We start from the raw sequence: 18,381 nt of genomic DNA on the forward strand, positions 1-18,381 counted from the left end.
CTTATTTCTTGCCACGGCGCGAGACGATCATGGAAGTAGTACGCTTGTTGCTGCGTGTCTTCTTACCCTTGGTCTGTTGGCCCCATGGCGAAACTGGATGACGACCAGCTGCGGTCTTGCCTTCACCACCACCGTGAGGATGGTCAACCGGGTTCATGACCACACCGCGAACGGTAGGACGAACACCACGCCAACGCATCGCACCCGCTTTACCGATCTTGCGCAGGCTGTGTTCGGCATTGCCGACTTCGCCTACGGTTGCGCGGCATTCGATGTGAACACGGCGAACTTCACCGGAACGCAGACGAATCTGGGCGTAAGTACCTTCACGAGCCATCAGCACAACGCCGGCGCCGGCGGTACGGGCCATCTGGGCACCCTTACCTGGCAGCATTTCGACGCAATGCAGAATCGTACCAACCGGAATGTTACGGATTGGCAGGCAGTTGCCGGATTTGATCGGCGCTTCCGAGCCGCTCATTACCTGGTCGCCTACAGCCATGCCCTTGGTGGCGATGATGTAGTGACGCTCGCCGTCGGCGTAGCACAACAGGGCGATATTCGCAGTGCGGTTTGGATCGTATTCGATACGTTCCACTTTCGCTGGAATGCCATCCTTGGTGCGCTTGAAGTCGATCAGACGGTAATGTTGCTTATGACCACCGCCGATGTGGCGAGTAGTGATATGACCGTTGTTGTTACGACCAGCTGTTTTCGACTTCTTCTCGATCAGGGCAGCAAATGGACGGCCTTTGTACAGGTCGGGATTAACGACCTTGACCATGCCACGGCGGCCCGGCGAGGTTGGTTTAACTTTAACGAGTGCCATTATTTAGCCTCCTCGGTGAAGTTGATCTCTTGACCCGGCTTCAAGCATACGAATGCGCGACGGGTGTGGTTGCGGCGACCCATGGTCTTGCCGCTACGCTTTTGCTTACCCTGGCGATTGGCAACCTGCACCGACTCAACCTGAACTTTGAAGAGCAGTTCGACAGCAGCCTTGACTTCCAGCTTGGTAGCGTCTGGTGCGATACGGAAAACGACTTGCTCGTTTTTCTCCGCAACCATCGTTGCCTTTTCGGAAATGACCGGCGCCAGCAGCACTTTCATCAAGCGCTCTTCGCTATGTTTAACTACTGCGTTCATGCCAGCATCTCCTCAATCTTAGCCAAAGCTTGCTTGGTGATCAGGATCTTCTTGTAGAACACAAGCGATACTGGGTCAGCGTGACGTGGCTCACATACCAGGAAGCCTGGCAGGTTACGCGACGCCAACAACAGGTTTTCTTCCAGGTTGTCGGTGATCACCAACACGGAATCCAGACCCATGGTCTTCAGCTTTTGCGACAGCAATTTGGTCTTTGGCGCTTCAACCGAGAAGTTCTCGACGACCGACAGACGACCTTCGCGTGCCAACTGCGACAGAATCGAGCAGAGACCTGCGCGATACATCTTCTTGTTTACTTTGTGCGTGAAGTTTTCGTCAGGCGAGTTCGGGAAAATCCGACCACCGCCGCGCCACAGTGGCGAAGACGACATACCGGCACGAGCGCGGCCAGTGCCCTTTTGGCGCCATGGCTTTTTAGTCGTGTGATGAACTTCTTCACGGTCTTTTTGCTTACGGTTACCGCTGCGAGCGTTAGCTTGGTAAGCAACTACGACCTGGTGAATCAGAGCTTCGTTGTAGTCGCGGCCGAAAATGGTATCCGGAGCAGCAACGTTCGAAGCAGCTTGACCTTGGTCATTCAGGAGCTTGAGTTCCATGAATTAGGCTCCCTTCTTAGCTTTGATTTTGATCGCAGGGCTAACCACAACTTGGCCGTTCTTAGCACCTGGAACCGCGCCCTTGACCAGCAGCAGTTGGCGCTCAGCGTCAACACGTGCGATTTCGAGGTTTTGCGTGGTTACAGTAACGTCACCCATGTGACCGGTCATGCGCTTACCAGGGAAAACGCGACCTGGATCCTGCGCCATACCGATGGAACCTGGGACATTATGCGAACGGGAGTTACCGTGGCTGGCACGACCGGATGCAAAGTTGTGACGCTTGATGGTACCAGCGTAACCCTTACCGATCGAGACACCTTGAACGTCAACCTTTTGACCGACTTCGAACAGGCTGGCAGCGATAACTTCGCCGGCCTTCAGCTCGGAAGCCTTGGTTGAATCAATGCGGAATTCTCTGAGGATGGTACCAGCCTCGACGCCAGCTTTGGCGTAGTGACCAGCAGCAGCTTTAGTCACGCGTGAAGCGCGACGCTGACCGAATGCAACTTGAACAGCGGTATAACCGTCTGTTTCAGGCGTTTTGATTTGGGTCACGCGGTTGTTCGACACGTCCAGCACGGTTACAGGGATCGAATCCCCATCTTCCGTGAAGATGCGCATCATACCAACCTTGCGACCAACAAGGCCTAGGCTCATTGTTTTTCTCCATTCCCGCCTACGATTGGGCGGGGCTGATGTTTGTACTACTAAAATGAGTGCAATTGCTAGACGAAAGCCGCCGCAATTGCACCGAAGCCGATCAGTATAACCGGGTAAATTTTTATTTGCAAGACCATCTTTGTCGTGGTATGTCAAACTTTAACCGGTCACACCTTATTTACAACACCTACTGAACAGTCGGGGACAGAGTAATTCGCCACGCTGCGGTGGCTCCTAAACTCTGTCCCGCAATTGTTGTGGTTTACTGCAGCTTGATTTCTACATCCACGCCGGCTGGCAGGTCCAGCTTCATCAACGCATCGACAGTCTTGTCGGTTGGGTCAACGATGTCCATCAGGCGTTGGTGGGTGCGGATTTCGAACTGGTCGCGCGATGTCTTGTTGACGTGCGGCGAACGCAGGACGTCAAAACGCTGGATACGTGTCGGCAGAGGCACCGGGCCTTTGACAACTGCACCGGTACGCTTGGCTGTATCAACGATTTCCTGTGCGGACTGGTCGATCAGCTTGTAGTCGAACGCCTTCAGGCGGATACGGATTTTTTGGTTAGCAGCGGACATGATTTTCCTTTAAAGAACGAACCGTGGATGAACGCCACCCACGGCATATTGTTACGTTGACAGCAAACCGCCGAGGCGGCTTGCTTGTTGCACTACAACTACTATTAGTCAGCCAGGATCTTGGCGACAACACCTGCACCAACGGTACGGCCACCTTCGCGGATCGCGAAACGCAGGCCTTCTTCCATCGCGATCGGGTTGATCAGCATTACTGTGATCGACACGTTATCGCCAGGCATCACCATTTCTTTGTCCTTTGGCAACTCGATCGAACCAGTCACGTCCGTTGTACGGAAGTAGAACTGTGGACGATAGTTGTTGAAGAACGGTGTATGACGGCCGCCTTCGTCTTTCGACAGAACATAGATCTCGCCTGTGAAATGCTTGTGCGGCTTGATCGAACCTGGCTTGGCCAGCACTTGGCCCCGCTCTACGTCTTCACGCTTGGTGCCGCGCAGCAGAACGCCAACGTTGTCGCCCGCTTGACCTTGGTCCAGCAGCTTGCGGAACATTTCAACGCCAGTACATGTCGTCTTTTGTGTGTCGCGGATGCCGATGATTTCCAGCTCTTCGCCAACTTTCACAATACCGCGCTCAACACGGCCAGTCACAACAGTACCGCGGCCCGAGATCGAGAACACGTCTTCCACTGGCAGCAGGAATGTACCGTCAACAGCACGTTCCGGTGTCGGGATGTAGGTGTCCAGCGCTTCTGCCAGAGCCATGATCGCTTGCTCGCCCAGAGGACCAGTGTCGCCTTCCAGCGCCAGTTTCGCCGAACCCTTGATGATTGGCAGGTCGTCGCCTGGGAATTCGTACTTGGTCAGCAGTTCGCGCACTTCCATTTCGACCAGCTCGAGCAACTCTTCGTCGTCGACCATGTCAGCCTTGTTCAGGAACACGATGATGTATGGCACGCCAACTTGACGCGACAACAGGATGTGCTCACGGGTCTGTGGCATCGGGCCGTCAGCTGCCGAGCAAACCAGGATCGCACCGTCCATCTGTGCCGCGCCGGTGATCATGTTCTTCACATAGTCAGCATGGCCTGGGCAGTCAACGTGGGCGTAGTGGCGGTTGGCAGTTTCGTATTCAACGTGCGCTGTGTTGATCGTGATGCCGCGCGCTTTTTCTTCTGGCGCCGCGTCAATCTGATCGTATGCTTTGGCTTCGCCGCCAAACTTCTTCGACAATACTGTCGCGATCGCTGCTGTCAGCGTGGTCTTGCCGTGGTCGACGTGGCCGATAGTGCCAACGTTGACGTGCGGCTTGGTCCGCTCGAATTTACCTTTTGCCATTTTATTCTTCCTTCAAAAAGAACGATGTCGTTAAACAATGAGTGAAACATTTCAACCCTTGCCCGCTCGTGGCGGGCAAGGGTTGCTTACCTGATTACTTGGCCTTGGAAGTTACGATTGCGTCGATAACGTTCTTAGGCGCTTCGGAGTAATGCTTGAATTCCATCGAGTAAGTTGCGCGGCCTTGGGTAGCCGAACGCAGCGAAGTCGAGTAACCGAACATTTCCGACAGAGGCACTTCGGCCTTGATGATCTTGCCGCCACCGCCGGCGATTTCATCCATGCCTTGAACCATGCCGCGACGCGACGACAGGTCGCCCATCACGGTACCGGCGTAGTCTTCCGGAGTTTCAACTTCAACAGCCATCATCGGCTCCAGAATAACCGGGCTGGCTTTACGGCAGCCATCCTTGAACGCCATCGAAGCGGCCATGCGGAACGCATTTTCGTTCGAGTCGACATCATGGTAAGAACCGAAGAACAGGGTTACCTTGACATCAACCACTGGGTAGCCGGCCAATACGCCGGTGTTCAGTGTTTCGCGCACACCCTTTTCAACTGCAGGGATGTATTCGCGTGGAACGGTACCGCCCTTGATCGCGTCGACGAACTCAAAGCCCTTGCCTGGTTCTTGCGGCTCGATCTTCAGAACCACGTGACCGTATTGACCACGACCACCCGATTGCTTGACGAACTTGCCTTCGATTTCTTCGCAAGTCTTGCGGATGGTTTCGCGATATGCAACCTGTGGCTTGCCGACGGTCGCTTCAACGCCAAATTCGCGCTTCATGCGGTCGACGATAATATCCAGATGCAGCTCGCCCATACCGGCGATGATGGTTTGACCCGATTCTTCGTCAGTACGCACGCGGAACGATGGATCTTCAGCAGCCAGACGATTCAGAGCCAAGCCCATTTTTTCCTGGTCTTGCTTGGTCTTAGGCTCGACTGCCTGCGAAATCACCGGCTCAGGGAATACCATGCGTTCCAGAATGATGAATGCATTGGCGTCGCACAGTGTGTCGCCGGTAGTCGTATCCTTCATCCCGATCAGCGCCGCGATGTCGCCAGCCAGGATTTCCTTGATTTCTTCGCGCTGGTTCGCGTGCATCTGCACGATACGGCCGATACGCTCTTTCTTGCCCTTGATCGAGTTCAACACGGTGTCGCCCGAATTCAGGGTGCCCGAATAGCAGCGCATGAAGCAGATCTGACCAACGAACGGATCGGTTGCGATCTTGAACGCCAGGCCGGAAAACTTTTCGTCGTCTTCCGCTTTACGCGAGATCGGCGCATCATCTTCATCCAGGCCTGGGACCGGCGGCACATCCACTGGCGACGGCAGGTAGTCGACGACGCCGTCCAGCATGGCTTGCACGCCCTTGTTCTTGAACGCGGTGCCGCACATCATTGGCACGATTTCGCTGGCCAGGGTACGTTGACGAATCGCAGCCTTGATTTCGGCTTCGGTCAGGTCGCCTTCTTCCAGGTACTTGTTCATCAGCTCTTCCGATGCTTCGGCAGCGGCTTCAACCATGTTTTCACGCCATTTGGCAGCGTCCGCAGCCAGTTCGGCAGGAATGTCGCGGTAGTCGAACTTCATGCCTTGGCTAGCGTCGTCCCAGTAGATAGCCTTCATCTTGACCAGGTCGATCACGCCTTCAAACTTGTCTTCAGCGCCGATAGGCACTTGCATTGGCACAGGGTTAGCCTTCAGGCGAGCACGCATCTGCTCGAAAACCTTGAAGAAGTTCGCGCCGGTACGGTCCATCTTGTTGACGAACGCCAGGCGTGGAACCTTGTACTTGTTGGCTTGACGCCAAACTGTTTCCGATTGCGGCTGCACGCCGCCGACCGCACAGTAAACCATGCAGGCGCCATCCAGAACACGCATCGAGCGCTCAACTTCAATCGTGAAGTCAACGTGGCCCGGGGTGTCGATGATGTTGATGTGGTGCTCAGCGAAATTACCCGCCATACCCTTCCAGAAGCAGGTCGTGGCAGCGGAAGTGATGGTGATGCCGCGCTCTTGCTCTTGTTCCATCCAGTCCATGGTGGCGGCGCCATCATGCACTTCACCGATTTTGTGATTCACACCGGTATAAAACAGAACGCGTTCTGTAGTCGTGGTTTTACCTGCATCGATGTGAGCGGAGATACCGATATTGCGATAGCGCTCAATGGGGGTCTTGCGAGCCATGATTTATTCCTAAGTCTTTTAATGCACGAAACCGAGCGCCATTTTTAATAAAAATATGCGCTCGGCTCGAACAAATTTCAGATGCGGACAGACGTCTCGATTCAGGGAGGCGGCTGTCCAGTCTATTAGAAGCGGAAGTGCGAGAACGCCTTGTTCGCTTCTGCCATACGGTGAACTTCGTCACGCTTTTTCATTGCGCCGCCGCGGCCTTCTGCGGCTTCCAGCAATTCGCCGCCCAGGCGTTGCGGCATCGATTTTTCGCTGCGCTTGTTGGCTGCTTCACGCAACCAGCGCATCGACAACGCCATACGACGGACAGGACGGACTTCAACTGGCACCTGGTAGTTTGCACCACCAACGCGACGCGACTTGACTTCAACCAGCGGCTTGCAGTTGCCGATGGCAAGTGCAAACACTTCCAGCGGATCTTTGCCGGATTTGGTTTGAATGTGCTCGAAGGCACCGTAAATGATGTTTTCTGCGACCGATTTCTTACCGGACAACATCAGGACGTTGACGAACTTCGCAACATCAACATTGCCGAATTTCGGATCCGGCAGAATCTCCCGCTTGGGAACTTCACGACGACGTGGCATTTCGATTCCTTTCAATCTTCAGTTGAGCGCGCAGACCTTTTGTTCCTGCACACTCGCGGACGGCCATCATAGCCCCCCACTTACTCGGCCCATTGGGGACCGACACTTATTCGTTTGGCTTGCGCCTGGCGAAAACTATTATTTCTTTGCAGCCTTGGCACGTTTTGCACCGTACTTCGAACGTGCTTGCTTACGATCCTTGACGCCCTGGGTATCCAGTGCACCGCGAACCATGTGGTAACGCACACCCGGCAAGTCCTTCACACGGCCGCCGCGCAACAGCACGACACTATGTTCTTGCAGGTTATGGCCTTCACCGCCGATGTACGAAATGACTTCGAAACCGTTGGTCAGGCGAACTTTGGCAACTTTACGCAGAGCCGAGTTTGGCTTCTTTGGAGTTGTCGTATAAACGCGGGTGCAGACGCCGCGTTTTTGCGGGCTGTTTTCCAGCGCTGGTGATTTGCTCTTTACGACCGCAGAAACGCGCGGCTGGCGAATCAATTGATTGATGGTTGGCATCGTTATATATCCAACAAAATTACGACGTTAATAACAACAATCCCGAAATCGGTTGTCCGGGATTGGACAGATACTTGCGCTAGAAAAAATCATACAATTCGCGCACAATTCGATTCAGCAACAGAGGAGAAACGCGCCATAGAAAGCGGAAGCAGACCAAAGAACGTTCGGCCCATAGAGCCTACAATCGAGAACCCGCGAGTATATCCCTATGATGCCTTGCAGTCAACCGCCGTCTGGGATGCCCGCCCCGTAAACGCAACAGATCACGGCAATCCAGGCCGCCTTGCGAAGCAATTGCCTTTTTGAGCATGGAAATGACTGCCGGCGCCAGTGTTTATCTCATGCGCAACGGTTACCGCCGGTGGCTTTGCGGGATAATGGGACTCGACTATTTTTCCCGCTGATGATGCCTGCCTTGCTTCGCCGTAATAACCTGTTCGTGCTGGTTACCTACCTGGCCCTGACCCTGGTTCCCTTCGTACCCCTCCTGTTCGGCCAGACGATAGATCATCCGCTCCGCATCATCATCACTGAAATCGGACTATGGCTGGTGATCTGGTCCATCTTCAAGCGCCCCGCCTGGTTTCACTGGCTGCTGTTCCCTGCCTTTTTCGCGCTGCCTACCGAGATCTACCTGCGCAAGTTTTACGGACAAGGCATTACCACCCACCACCTTGGGATCATCACTGAAACCAGTCCGCGCGAAGCGATGGAATTCCTGGGCGACAAGATCTGGTGGATGGCGCTGATCCTGGCCGTGGTTGTGCTGTGGTGGGCGCTTAGCTGGCTGGCGGCCAGCCGCACTCGCGACCTGGACCTGGAGGGGCCGTCGCGCTGGCTTGGCTGGTTAGTGCTCACTGTCGGTTTATGCATCTGGCTGTATGGACAGGAGATCGGCGTCCAGGCAGTGTCGGTAGCCTCAGCAAACAGCAAGCCGGTTGCCTCCGAAAGCCAGGGCATGCATCTAGGCAAGCTTCCTAAATGGGCCGCAACGCCGCTGGAAGCGGATCCGGTCAGCCGCACCTGGCCTTTCGGGCTGGCGGTACGCGGCTACGATTTCTGGAAAGAACGGGAATACCTGGACGACCTGGAACACAAGAACAGCCAGTTCCACTTCGGCGCACACCAGGCCAGCCAGCAAAACACACCCCAGATCGTGGTGATGGTGATCGGCGAATCTTCACGCTACGACCGCTGGAGCCTTAACGGCTATCAGCGCGACACCAACCCCTTGCTCAGCAAGGAGAGCAACCTGGTCAGCTTTACCGATGTCATTACCTCGGTTTCCGCAACCCGCCTGTCGGTGCCGGTCATGGTGTCGCGCAAGCCGGCGACCGAGAGCCTGAAAGCCGGTTTCGCCGAGAAATCCTTCATCACCGCCTACAAGGAAGCCGGGTTCAAGACTTACTGGATTTCGAACCAGATGTCATACGGCAAATTCGACACGCCTGTTTCCGTGTTCGCCAACGAAGCGGACGTGGTGCAGTTCCTCAACCTCGGCGGCTTCACCGACACCTCTAACCTGGACGCCATCCTGCTGCCGCAGCTGCAAAAGGCGATGGGCGATCCGGCGGCCAAGAAGCTGATCGTGCTGCATACCCTGGGCAACCACTGGAACTACAGCCACCGTTATCCCCAGCAATTCGACAAATGGCAGCCTTCGCTGTTCGGCATCGAGCGCCCCGCCTATACCAACCTGGCGAACAAGCCAGCGATCAGCAACAGTTATGACAGCTCGATACTGTATGTCGACTGGTTCTTGTCGCAAGTCATTGCCACGCTCAAGGACTCCCGGCAACTGAGCGCCATGATGTACTTCTCCGATCATGGCCAGACCTTGTACGACGGCAGCTGCAAGATCGCCTTCCACGGCCACAACACCCAGTTCGAATTCCACATACCGGCCCTGATGTGGTATTCCGACCTCTACCAGAAAACCTATCCGGACAAGGTGGAACAGCTGCTGCGCCACAAACGCGCCCGGATGAGCACCGAGAACGTGTTCCATTCCCTGCTCGACCTGGCCGACATCCGTTACCCGGACGAACGCCTGGAATGGAGCTTCCTGAGCAGCAAGCTGCGCCCCCACAGGCGCTACGTCGACAGCTACGGCTGGAGTGACTACGACAACTCCACCTTCAAGGGCGACTGCAGGGAAGTGATCGACAACGGCAAGCCGATCAGGCAACAGCGCGATTAAGGACGGCGCCGGCCTGAAACCGGGCTATCCCGCGAGACATAAAAAAACGGCAGTGGATTTTCATCCACTGCCGTTTTGACTTGCTGATCCGGTTTAGCGGATTAAGCCTCTCCGCCCTGCGCACCCAGCTCTTCAGCTGCGCGTGCCTCGGCAGCCGCCAGGCGGGCTGCCTGCTCGGATTGCAACAGCGCTGTGCGTTCTTCCGCTTCCCAGCTGTCTTTTTCCTTGCGTGCACGGTGGAATGCGAGACCGGTGCCGGCTGGGATCAGGCGGCCGACGATAACGTTTTCCTTCAGGCCGCGCAGAGTGTCTTTCTTGCCCATGATTGCGGCTTCGGTCAACACCCGGGTGGTTTCCTGGAACGATGCGGCCGAGATGAACGAATCGGTCGACAGCGATGCCTTGGTAATACCCAGCAATACGTTTTCGTAGGTTGCAGGAATCTTGCCCGTTGCAATCACACGATCGTTTTCGTCCAGCAGCTCCGAACGCTCGACCTGCTCGCCAGTGATGTAAGAAGCATCGCCGGCATCAACGATCTGAACGCGGCGCAACATCTGGCGCACGATCACTTCGATGTGCTTGTCGTTAATCTTCACGCCTTGCAAGCGGTACACGTCCTGGACTTCGTCGACGATGTAGCGTGCCAGCGCTTCGATACCCAGCAGGCGCAGGATGTCTTGCGGATCGGCTGGGCCGTCGACAATCATTTCGCCCTTGTTCACGACCTGGCCGTCATGCACCAGCACTTGCTTGTCCTTGGTAATCAGGAACTCGTGCTTGTTGCCGTCCATGTCCGTGATTTCCAGACGCTGCTTGCCCTTGGTTTCCTTGCCGAAGGCCACAGTACCGGTGACTTCAGCCAGCATGCCCGCATCCTTCGGCGAACGTGCTTCGAACAGCTCGGCAACGCGCGGCAGACCACCGGTAATATCGCGTGTCTTTTGCGATTCGGTCGGGATACGCGCCAGCACTTCACCAACGTGCACTTGCTGACCGTCTTTCACAGTAATCAGCGCGCCGACCTGGAAGCCGATCGTCACAGCGTGTTCAGTGCCGGCGATCTTGACTTCTTCGCCTTGCTCGTTCAGCAGCTTGACTTGTGGACGGACTGTCTTGGTAACCGAACCACGACGCTTCGCATCGATAACCACCAATGTCGACAGGCCGGTAACTTCATCGATCTGACGGGCAACGGTCGAACCTTCTTCGACGTTCTCGAAGCGGACAGTACCGGTGTACTCGGTAATGATCGGACGGGTCAGCGGATCCCATGTCGCCAGTGCGGTACCGGCCTTGATGGTCAAGCCATCCTTGACGATCAAGGTCGCACCGTAAGGTACTTTATGACGCTCACGCTCACGGCCATGGTCGTCGGTGATCAGGACTTCGCCGGAACGGGAAATCACGATCAGCTCGCCCTTGCCGTTAGTCACGTAACGCATGGTCGCCGTGAAGCGGACCGTGCCGTTGGACTTGGCTTCAACACTGGATGCCACTGCCGAACGCGACGCCGCGCCACCGATGTGGAAGGTACGCATGGTCAGCTGGGTACCAGGCTCACCGATCGACTGTGCAGCAACCACGCCGACTGCCTCACCGTTGTTGACCAGCGTGCCGCGGCCCAGGTCGCGGCCATAACATTGCGCGCACAGGCCGTAGCGTGTGTCGCAAGTCAGCGGCGTGCGGACCTTGACTTCATCGATGCCCAGGCGTTCGATTTCTTCCACTGCATCTTCATCCAGCAAGGTGCCGGCTTCGTACAGGGTGCTCTGGGTTTCCGGATTGACGATATCGTTGGCGGCAACACGGCCGAGGATACGGTCGCGCAGCGCTTCGATCACTTCACCGCCTTCAACCATCGCCTTCATCGAGGCGCCGTTGGACGTGCCGCAATCGTCTTCGATCACGACCAGATCCTGGGTCACGTCAACCAGGCGACGTGTCAGGTAACCCGAGTTCGCTGTCTTCAGCGCGGTATCGGCCAGACCTTTACGTGCACCGTGGGTCGAAATGAAGTACTGCAAAACGTTCAGACCTTCGCGGAAGTTCGCGGTGATCGGCGTTTCGATAATCGAACCATCCGGTTTCGCCATCAGGCCACGCATACCGGCCAGCTGGCGAATCTGCGCTGCGGAACCGCGCGCGCCGGAGTCGGCCATCATGTAAATGGCGTTGAACGATTCCTGGGTGCCCTTGGTGCCGTCGCGGCGGATCACGTCTTCTACCTTGAGCTGTTCCATCATGGCCTTGCCGACGTCGTCGCCGGCCTTGCCCCAGATGTCCACAACCTTGTTGTAGCGTTCGCCTGCAGTCACCAGACCGGACGAGTACTGCTGTTCGATCTGCTTCACTTCTTGTTCTGCGGTAGCGATGATGGTTGCCTTTTGTGGCGGTACCAGCATGTCGTCCACGCAGATCGAGATGCCGGCGCGGGTCGCCAGGCGGAAACCGGACTGCATCAGCTGGTCGGCGAACACCACCGTAGCGCGCAGGCCGCACTTACGGAATGCCGTGTTGATCAGCTTCGAGATTTCCTTCTTCTTCAACGCGCGGTTCAGCACGGTGAATGGCAAGCCCTTAGGCAGGATTTCCGACAGGATCGCACGGCCGACAGTCGTTTCGTAACGCTTGATGGTCTTGACGAACTCGCCTGTGACCGGATCCTTCGGATACTCGGTAATACGGACGGTGACGCGGGTAGTCAGCTCGACTTCCTTGTTGTCGTAGGCGCGGATGGCTTCCGACACGTCAGGGAACATCATGCCTTCGCCCTTGCCGTTGATTTGCTCACGGGTGGCGTAGTACAGGCCCAGCACGATATCTTGCGACGGCACGATCGACGGTTCGCCGTTCGATGGGAACAGGATGTTGTTGGAAGCCAGCATCAATGTGCGTGCTTCCATCTGTGCTTCGATCGACAGTGGAACGTGGACCGCCATCTGGTCGCCGTCAAAGTCGGCGTTGAATGCGGCGCAGACCAGCGGGTGCAATTGGATTGCCTTGCCTTCGATCAGGACCGGCTCAAACGCCTGGATGCCCAGGCGGTGCAATGTAGGCGCACGGTTCAACATGACCGGATGTTCGCGGATCACGTCTTCCAGGATGTCCCACACCACGGAAGTCTGGTTTTCAACTTCCTTCTTGGCTGCCTTGATCGTGCTGGCGATGCCCATCACTTCCAGCTTGTGGAAAATGAACGGCTTGAACAGTTCCAGCGCCATCAGCTTCGGCAAGCCGCACTGATGCAGTTTCAGTTGTGGACCCACCACGATAACCGAACGGCCGGAATAGTCGACGCGCTTGCCCAGCAAGTTCTGACGGAAACGGCCGCCCTTGCCCTTGATCATTTCTGCCAGGGATTTCAGCGGACGCTTGTTGGCGCCAGTCATTGCCTTGCCGCGACGGCCGTTGTCCAGCAGCGAGTCAACCGCTTCCTGCAGCATCCGCTTTTCGTTGCGGGTGATGATTTCCGGAGCGCGCAATTCCATCAGGCGCTTCAGGCGATTGTTACGGTTGATGACGCGGCGATACAGGTCGTTCAGGTCGGAGGTGGCGAAACGGCCGCCATCCAGCGGCACCAGCGGACGCAGCTCAGGCGGCAGCACCGGCAGCACTTCCATGATCATCCAGTCAGGCTTGATGCCCGAACGCTGGAACGCTTCCAGCACCTTCAGGCGCTTGGCGTATTTCTTGATCTTGGCTTCGGACTTGGACTCTTTCAATTCCTGGCGCAGGGTTTCCGCATCACGGTCGATATCGATCGCGCGCAGCAACTCACGGATGCCTTCGGCGCCCATGAATGCGGTGAAGTCGTCGCCGTACTCTTCGTACTTGGCGGCGTAGTCGTCTTCCGACATGATCTGGCATTTTTTCAGCGGGGTCATGCCTGGATCGGTGATGACGTAGGCTTCAAAATACAATACGCGTTCGATATCCCGCAGGGTCATGTCGAGGACCATGCCCAGACGCGACGGCAGCGATTTCAGGAACCAGATATGCGCAGTCGGCGAAGCCAGCTCGATATGGCCCATGCGCTCACGGCGCACCTTGGCCAGCGTGACTTCAACGCCGCATTTTTCGCAGATGACGCCGCGGTGCTTCAGGCGCTTGTACTTGCCGCAGAGGCATTCGTAGTCTTTGATCGGGCCAAAGATCTTGGCGCAGAACAGGCCGTCGCGCTCTGGCTTGAAGGTACGGTAGTTGATGGTTTCAGGCTTTTTTACTTCGCCATAAGACCACGAACGAATTTTTTCGGGCGACGCCAGACCAATCTTGATCGAGTCGAACTGTTCATTTTGCTGAACTTGCTTGAATAAATCGAGCAGTGCTTTCATGTATCACTCCAGTTGGCGTGAAGAAACTAAGATTCTTTACTATTGCTGCGTAGGGCGGGCAACTCTGCCCGCCCTACTGCTCTGTACTGCACCAGTCCGACGGATTACTCGCGGTCGAGGTCCATGTCTATCCCCAGCGAGCGGATTTCCTTCAACAGCACGTTGAAGGATTCCGGCATCCCTGCATCGATCACATGGTCACCCTTGACCAGGTTTTCATAGACCTTGGTACGACCGTTCACGTCATCCGACTTCACTGTCAGCATTTCCTGCAGCACGTACGACGCACCGTAAGCTTCCAATGCCCAGACTTCCATCTCACCGAAACGCTGGCCGCCGAACTGAGCCTTACCGCCCAGAGGCTGCTGTGTAACCAGCGAGTAAGGACCGGTAGAACGTGCATGCATCTTGTCGTCGACCAGATGGTGCAGTTTCAGGTAGTGCATGTAGCCGACCGTGACACTGCGCTCGAAAGCTTCGCCGGTACGGCCGTCATACATCGTTACCTGGTTCTTCGAAGGCGTCATGCCCAGCTGCTTGGCGATGGCGTCCGGATAGGCCAGGTCCAGCATGCGGCGGATTTCATCTTCGTGCGCACCGTCGAACACTGGCGTTGCGAACGGCACGCCGGCTTTCAGGTTGCTGGCCAGGTGCAGGATTTCGTCGTCCGTCAGGCTATCCAGGTCTTCCGATTTACCGGATTCGTTGTAGATAGTCGTCAGGAACTTGCGCAATTCTGCAATCTTGGTTTGCGCCTTCAGCATTTCGCCGATACGCAGGCCCAGACCCTTGGCAGCCCAGCCCAAGTGGACTTCCAGAACCTGACCGATGTTCATACGCGAAGGAACGCCCAGCGGGTTCAGCACGATGTCTGCCGGCGTACCGTCGGCCATGTGCGGCATGTCTTCGATCGGCAGGATGCGCGAAACCACACCCTTGTTACCGTGACGGCCGGCCATCTTGTCGCCAGGCTGCAGGCGGCGTTTCACAGCCAGGTAAACCTTGACCATCTTTTGCACGCCAGGCTGCAGCTCATCGCCTTGGGTCAGCTTCTTGCGCTTTTCTTCGAATGCCAGGTCGAACTGGTGGCGCTTCTCGGCGATCGATTCCTTGATCGCTTCCAGCGCTACCGCTGCATCGTCGTCCGCAGGGCGGATATCGAACCAGTGGTATTTGTCCAGGTCTGCCAGGTATTCCTTGGTCAGCTTGGCGCCCTTGGCCAGTTTCTTCGGACCGCCGTTGACTACCTTGCCGATCAGCATGCGTTCCAGACGTTCGAAGGCATCGCCTTCAACAATCCGCAACTGGTCGTTCAGGTCCAGGCGATAGCGTTGCAGTTCATCGTCGATGATCTGCTGTGCACGCTTGTCGCGCTGGATGCCTTCGCGGGTAAACACCTGGACGTCGATCACGGTGCCGACCATGCCCGAAGGCACGCGCAGCGACGTATCTTTTACGTCCGATGCTTTTTCACCGAAGATCGCGCGCAGCAGCTTTTCTTCTGGCGTCAGCTGGGTTTCACCCTTAGGCGTCACCTTACCGACCAGCGTATCGCCGGCTTCGACTTCAGCACCGATGTAGACGATGCCCGATTCATCCAGACGCGCCAGCTGGTTTTCGGCCAGGTTGGAGATGTCGCGGGTGATTTCTTCAGCGCCCAGCTTGGTGTCGCGTGCAACCACCGACAGCTCTTCGATATGGATCGAAGTGTAGCGATCGTCAGCCACGACTTTTTCGGAGATCAAAATCGAATCTTCGAAGTTGTAGCCGTTCCACGGCATGAACGCCACCAGCATGTTCTGGCCCAGGGCCAGCTCGCCCAGGTCGGTCGATGCGCCATCGGCGATCACGTCATGCTTGGCGACGCGGTCGCCAACTTGCACGATTGGCCGCTGGTTGATGTTGGTGTTCTGGTTCGAACGTGTGTACTTGATCAGGTTGTAGATATCGACACCGACTTCGCCGGCAGTCGCTTCTTCGTCATTCACACGAATAACGACACGGCCTGCATCGACGTAATCAACGATACCGCCACGCAGTGCCTGCACGGTGGTACCCGAGTCAACTGCCACGGTACGTTCGATACCGGTACCGACCAATGCCTTTTCCGGACGCAGGCAAGGAACTGCCTGACGCTGCATGTTGGCGCCCATCAACGCACGGTTCGCATCATCGTGTTCGAGGAACGGGATCAGCGAAGCTGCAACCGAAACCACCTGGCCTGGCGCCACGTCCATGTACTGGACGCGTTCCGGCGACACCAGGATGGTTTCGCCGGCTTCACGCGCGGAAACCAGTTCATCCGACAGCTTCAGGGACTTGTCGATGGTCGCATTCGCCTGGGCGATGATGTAGCGGCCTTCTTCAATTGCCGACAGATAATCGATCTGGTCGGTAACCTTGCTGTCCTCAACCTTGCGGTACGGTGTCTCGAGGAAACCGTATTCGTTCAAGCGAGCATACAAAGCCAGCGAGTTGATCAGGCCGATGTTCGGACCTTCCGGTGTTTCGATCGGGCATACGCGGCCGTAGTGGGTCGGATGCACGTCGCGCACTTCAAAGCCGGCGCGCTCACGCGTCAAACCGCCCGGTCCAAGTGCCGATACACGGCGCTTGTGGGTGATTTCCGACAACGGATTGGTCTGGTCCATAAACTGCGACAACTGCGACGAACCGAAGAATTCACGGATAGCAGCCGAAATCGGCTTGGAATTGATCAGGTCATGCGGCATCAGGTTGTCCGCTTCGGCTTGGCCGAGACGTTCCTTGACTGCGCGCTCGACACGCACCAGGCCTGCGCGGAACTGGTTCTCTGCCAGTTCGCCGACGCAACGCACGCGGCGGTTGCCCAGGTGATCGATATCGTCCACTTCGCCGCGGCCGTTACGCAATTCAACCAGGATCTTGATCACGGCCAGCACGTCATCGTTCGACAGCGTCATGGCGCCAGTCAGTTCATCGCGGCCGATGCGGCGGTTGAACTTCATGCGGCCGACAGCCGACAGATCGTAACGGTCAGCGTTGTAGAACAGGCCGTTGAACAGCGCCTCGACCGAATCTTCGGTTGGCGGTTCGCCAGGGCGCATCATGCGGTAGATCGCAACGCGGGCAGCCATCTGGTCGTTGGTGTCATCGCTACGCAGGGTTTGCGAGATGTAGCTACCTTGGTCCAGGTCGTTGGTGTACAGGGTCTGGATGTCGCTGATGTCAGCTTCACGCAGCTTGGCCAGCAATTCTTCGGTCAGCTCGTCGTTGGCGTTGGCGACTACTTCGCCGGTGTCGCCGTCAACGATGTTGCGCGCCAGCACGCGGCCCAGCAGATAGTCTTCCGGTACCGAGATATGCTTGATGCCGGCAGCTTCCACGTCACGCACGTGCTTGGAATTGATGCGCTTGTCTTTAGCGACCAGAACCTTGCCCGACTTGTCGGTGATGTCGAAACGCGCAACTTCGCCGCGCAGGCGTTCCGCGACGAATTCCATCTCGGCGCCTTCGTTGCGCAACGCGAAGTTGTCGAATACGAAGAAGTTGGCCAGGATCTGCTCGACCGACATGCCGATCGCTTTCAGCAGGATCGTGACAGGCATCTTGCGGCGACGGTCGACGCGGAAGAACAGGATGTCTTTCGGGTCGAACTCGAAGTCCAGCCATGAACCACGGTAAGGAATGATACGGGCCGAGAACAGCAGTTTGCCGGACGAGTGCGTCTTGCCGCGGTCGTGTTCAAAGAACACGCCTGGCGAGCGATGCAGCTGCGACACGATGACGCGCTCGGTGCCGTTGATCACGAACGAGCCGGTAGTCGTCATGAGCGGCAGTTCGCCCATGTAGACTTCCTGCTCTTTCATTTCCTTGACAACCGGCTTGGTCGGCGATTCCTTGTCCAGGATCACCAGGCGCACCTTGGCGCGCAACGGCGACGCGAACGTCAGTCCGCGCTGCTGGCATTCCTTGACGTCGAACGGCGGATCGCCGAGCACGTAGGACAAGAATTCGAGACGCGCAAAACCATTGTGCGAAACGATAGGGAAAATAGAAGTGAAAGCCGACTGCAGGCCCTCGTTCTTACGTTGAGACGGTACTTTGTCTGCTTGCAAAAAGCCAAGATACGACTCGAGCTGGGTCGCCAGCAGGAACGGAACGTGGTGAACGTTAGCGCGTTTCGCAAAAGATTTACGAATACGCTTCTTCTCAGTAAATGAGTAGTGCATTGAACACT

At 56.5% G+C, this 18,381-nt stretch carries 12 protein-coding genes; 1 reads left to right on the plus strand and 11 read right to left on the minus strand.

Annotated elements, in window-relative coordinates; translation table 11 throughout:
• Position 1: 1 nt before the first annotated feature.
• The 9 genes from rplB to rpsL all read right to left on the minus strand — a co-directional run bounded on the left by rplB (position 2) and on the right by rpsL (position 7,622).
• Entirely contained in the window at positions 2-829 is an 828-nt protein-coding gene (rplB, locus tag V8G57_RS07920; RefSeq protein WP_014004396.1) for a 50S ribosomal protein L2, read from the minus strand.
• Entirely contained in the window at positions 829-1,146 is a 318-nt protein-coding gene (rplW, locus tag V8G57_RS07925) for a 50S ribosomal protein L23 (RefSeq protein WP_144740218.1), read from the minus strand. The genes rplB and rplW overlap by 1 nt, the downstream gene beginning before the upstream one ends.
• Entirely contained in the window at positions 1,143-1,763 is a 621-nt protein-coding gene (rplD, locus tag V8G57_RS07930) for a 50S ribosomal protein L4 (protein ID WP_092394415.1), read from the minus strand. The genes rplW and rplD overlap by 4 nt, the downstream gene beginning before the upstream one ends.
• Positions 1,764-1,766: 3 nt before the next feature.
• Entirely contained in the window at positions 1,767-2,423 is a 657-nt protein-coding gene (gene rplC, locus V8G57_RS07935) for a 50S ribosomal protein L3 (RefSeq protein WP_092394412.1), read from the minus strand.
• 265 nt (positions 2,424-2,688) lie between these two features.
• Complete coding sequence (gene rpsJ / locus V8G57_RS07940; RefSeq protein ID WP_014004392.1) at positions 2,689-3,006, minus strand: 30S ribosomal protein S10; 318 nt, start codon at positions 3,004-3,006, stop codon at positions 2,689-2,691.
• 104 nt (positions 3,007-3,110) lie between these two features.
• Positions 3,111-4,304, minus strand: coding sequence for an elongation factor Tu (gene tuf, locus V8G57_RS07945; RefSeq protein ID WP_342828898.1), 1,194 nt, complete (start codon positions 4,302-4,304; stop codon positions 3,111-3,113).
• Between the two features lie 94 nt (positions 4,305-4,398).
• Entirely contained in the window at positions 4,399-6,504 is a 2,106-nt protein-coding gene (fusA, locus tag V8G57_RS07950) for an elongation factor G (protein WP_092402163.1), read from the minus strand.
• Positions 6,505-6,629: 125 nt separating this feature from the next.
• Entirely contained in the window at positions 6,630-7,100 is a 471-nt protein-coding gene (gene rpsG / locus V8G57_RS07955) for a 30S ribosomal protein S7 (RefSeq protein ID WP_061538666.1), read from the minus strand.
• A 138-nt stretch (positions 7,101-7,238) separates the two neighbouring features.
• On the minus strand, positions 7,239-7,622 hold the full coding sequence (gene rpsL / locus V8G57_RS07960; protein ID WP_014004389.1) for a 30S ribosomal protein S12: 384 nt from the start codon (positions 7,620-7,622) through the stop codon (positions 7,239-7,241).
• Positions 7,623-8,031: 409 nt separating this feature from the next.
• Here rpsL and V8G57_RS07965 point away from each other — a divergent pair, with 409 nt between their 5' ends.
• Entirely contained in the window at positions 8,032-9,825 is a 1,794-nt protein-coding gene (locus tag V8G57_RS07965) for a phosphoethanolamine transferase (protein WP_342828901.1), read from the plus strand.
• A 101-nt stretch (positions 9,826-9,926) separates the two neighbouring features.
• Here V8G57_RS07965 and rpoC read toward each other — a convergent pair whose 3' ends face one another.
• Both rpoC and rpoB read right to left on the minus strand, forming a co-directional pair.
• Positions 9,927-14,162, minus strand: a complete 4,236-nt coding sequence (gene rpoC / locus V8G57_RS07970; protein WP_342828902.1) for a DNA-directed RNA polymerase subunit beta' — start codon at positions 14,160-14,162, stop codon at positions 9,927-9,929.
• Positions 14,163-14,266: 104 nt separating this feature from the next.
• Complete coding sequence (gene rpoB / locus V8G57_RS07975; protein WP_144742755.1) at positions 14,267-18,373, minus strand: DNA-directed RNA polymerase subunit beta; 4,107 nt, start codon at positions 18,371-18,373, stop codon at positions 14,267-14,269.
• Between the last annotated feature and the right edge of the window lie 8 nt (positions 18,374-18,381).

It is taken from the genome of Collimonas rhizosphaerae (assembly GCF_038896935.1).
GTDB lineage: Bacteria > Pseudomonadota > Gammaproteobacteria > Burkholderiales > Burkholderiaceae_D > Collimonas > Collimonas rhizosphaerae.

What these genes read in the sequence shown, in the direction of transcription:
- rpsL (WP_014004389.1), bottom strand. Translation starts at nt 7,622, where the DNA reads ATGCCAACCATCAATCAATTGATTCGCCAGCCGCGCGTTTCTGCGGTC.
- tuf (WP_342828898.1), bottom strand. Translation starts at nt 4,304, where the DNA reads ATGGCAAAAGGTAAATTCGAGCGGACCAAGCCGCACGTCAACGTTGGC.
- rplB (WP_014004396.1), bottom strand. Translation starts at nt 829, where the DNA reads ATGGCACTCGTTAAAGTTAAACCAACCTCGCCGGGCCGCCGTGGCATG.
- rpoC (WP_342828902.1), bottom strand. Translation starts at nt 14,162, where the DNA reads ATGAAAGCACTGCTCGATTTATTCAAGCAAGTTCAGCAAAATGAACAG.
- rpsG (WP_061538666.1), bottom strand. Translation starts at nt 7,100, where the DNA reads ATGCCACGTCGTCGTGAAGTTCCCAAGCGGGAGATTCTGCCGGATCCG.
- rplW (WP_144740218.1), bottom strand. Translation starts at nt 1,146, where the DNA reads ATGAACGCAGTAGTTAAACATAGCGAAGAGCGCTTGATGAAAGTGCTG.
- fusA (WP_092402163.1), bottom strand. Translation starts at nt 6,504, where the DNA reads ATGGCTCGCAAGACCCCCATTGAGCGCTATCGCAATATCGGTATCTCC.
- rpoB (WP_144742755.1), bottom strand. Translation starts at nt 18,373, where the DNA reads ATGCACTACTCATTTACTGAGAAGAAGCGTATTCGTAAATCTTTTGCG.
- rplC (WP_092394412.1), bottom strand. Translation starts at nt 2,423, where the DNA reads ATGAGCCTAGGCCTTGTTGGTCGCAAGGTTGGTATGATGCGCATCTTC.
- rplD (WP_092394415.1), bottom strand. Translation starts at nt 1,763, where the DNA reads ATGGAACTCAAGCTCCTGAATGACCAAGGTCAAGCTGCTTCGAACGTT.
- rpsJ (WP_014004392.1), bottom strand. Translation starts at nt 3,006, where the DNA reads ATGTCCGCTGCTAACCAAAAAATCCGTATCCGCCTGAAGGCGTTCGAC.
- V8G57_RS07965 (WP_342828901.1), top strand. Translation starts at nt 8,032, where the DNA reads ATGCCTGCCTTGCTTCGCCGTAATAACCTGTTCGTGCTGGTTACCTAC.